The sequence below is a fragment of the Caballeronia sp. NCF2 genome, assembly GCF_023631205.1.
Lineage (GTDB): Bacteria > Pseudomonadota > Gammaproteobacteria > Burkholderiales > Burkholderiaceae > Caballeronia > Caballeronia zhejiangensis.
Window position 1 is genome coordinate 1 of sequence record NZ_JALQDN010000047.1, and the last position, 2,076, is coordinate 2,076.

The following is a 2,076-nucleotide window of genomic DNA, read 5'->3' on the forward strand; positions in this document are numbered from 1 at the left end:
GAGTCGTGCGCTGTACTTGCTCATGAAAAAACACCCCAAATCGTTGAACGGGTGTCCAACTTTTGGGGTGCAGTTCAGAAAGCGCCGAGGCTTTTTCTTTTCGCGTCAACGAAACGCGATCACACCGCCATGCAGAGATACTTGATGACGACGTAATCGTCGATGCCGTAATGCGAGCCTTCGCGCCCGAGGCCCGACTGCTTCACGCCGCCGAACGGCGCGACTTCGTTCGAGATGAGGCCGGTGTTGATGCCCACCATGCCGTATTCCAGCGCTTCGGCGACGCGCCAGATGCGGCCGATGTCGCGGCTATAGAAGTACGCGGCGAGGCCGAACTCGGTGTCGTTGGCGAGCTGCACGACTTCATCGTCGGACGAGAATTTGAAGATCGGCGCGAGCGGGCCGAAAGTTTCTTCCTTCGCCACTTTCATGTCCGGCGTGACGCCGGTCAGTACGGTCGGCTCGAAGAACCCGTGACCGAGCGTGTGCCGCTTGCCGCCCGAAGCGAGCGCGGCGCCTTTCGCGAGCGCGTCCGCGATATGCGATTCGACCTTTTGCACGGCCGCTTCGTTGATGAGCGGCCCGAGCGCGACGCCGCTTTCCGTGCCGCTTCCGACCTTGAGCTTGCTCGCGGCTGCCGCGAGCTTTTGCGCGAAGGCATCGTAGACGCGCTCGTGGACGTAGAAGCGGTTCGTGCACACGCAGGTTTGTCCGCTATTCCGATATTTCGATGCAATCGCGCCTTCCACGGCGGCGTCGAGATCGGCGTCGTCGAATACGATGAACGGTGCGTTGCCGCCGAGTTCCAGCGTCACCTTTTTGACGGTCGGCGCGCTTTGCGCCATCAGCAGACGGCCGACCGCCGTCGAGCCGGTGAACGACAGCTTGCGCACGATCGGATTGCCCGTCATTTCGCCGCCGATCGCTTTCGGATCGCCGGTCAGGATGCTGAGCACGCCTTTCGGCAGGCCCGCGCGTTCTGCGAGCACCGCGAGCGCGAATGCGGAGAAGGGCGTTGCTTCGGCGGGCTTCACGACGATCGGGCAGCCGGCTGCGAGCGCCGGTCCGACCTTGCGCGTGATCATCGCGGCGGGGAAGTTCCACGGCGTGATTGCGGCGCAGACGCCGATCGGTTCCTTGGTCACGACGATGCGCTTGTCGGCAGCGGGCGTGGCGAGCGTATCGCCGGCGACGCGCTTGCCTTCCTCCGCGAACCATTCGATGAACGACGCCGCGTAGGTGATTTCGCCCTTGGCTTCGGCGAGCGGCTTGCCTTGCTCGGTCGTGAGGATGAGGGCGAGATCGTCGGCGTTTGCCATCATCAGGTCGAACCAGCGGCGCAGGATGGCCGCGCGTTCCTTCGCGGTTTTTTTGCGCCAGGCGGGCCAGGCGGTGTTGGCGGCATCGATCGCGCGGCGCGTTTCGGTTGCGCCCATGTTGGGGACTTTGCCGAGGGATTCTCCCGTTGCCGGGTTCACCACTTCAAACGTTTCGCCGTTGTCGGCTTGTTGCCATTCGCCGTCGATGTACGCTGCGTGACGCAAGAGCGTCGGGTCTTTCAGGTGTTCTTTCAGGCTCATTTGCTAGTCCTTTCGTGTCGGCTCGGGGTTGTCGCTGGATCCCGTTCTCGTGTCGGCTCCGGTGTTTCGCCGGATCCCGTTTTCTTAGTGGTCTATTAGCACTGCCCCTGTGCGGGGCGGCACTCACTTTCTTTGCTGCTGCAAAGAAAGTAAGCAAAGAAAGCAGCTTCCGATACGCCCGCGGTCACACGCAGTTTGGGTAGTCCTCTCGTCGTTCGTGGGCTGCCTAAAGAGTGCCCTCATAGGCCCCATCGGGCTTGGCTCGCGCACGGTCTGCCACATCGCACCACACACCAAACTGGTTCAGCACCAAACAGCTCCAGCCCGCTTCGCGGCCGACCGGTCAATCGGGTCCGCGCGTGCTTCGCTACTAACATCTTTATCGCACTGCGCGCGCAAACCGATGGCTTCCTTTGCAGACCCGGCGGCAGCGCGTAGCGCTGTGCCGAAGCTCTTTCGTGCTGAACCAGTGTCCTCAGCGTTTTCGGGCGGCGGA

General features: G+C 62.5%; 1 protein-coding gene. It reads right to left on the minus strand.

The features are described 5' to 3' along the window. Window positions 1-119 precede the first annotated feature (119 nt). Complete coding sequence (locus tag NCS02_RS15535; RefSeq protein WP_008353830.1) at window positions 120-1,580, minus strand: NAD-dependent succinate-semialdehyde dehydrogenase; 1,461 nt, start codon at window positions 1,578-1,580, stop codon at window positions 120-122. Window positions 1,581-2,076: the final 496 nt, after the last annotated feature.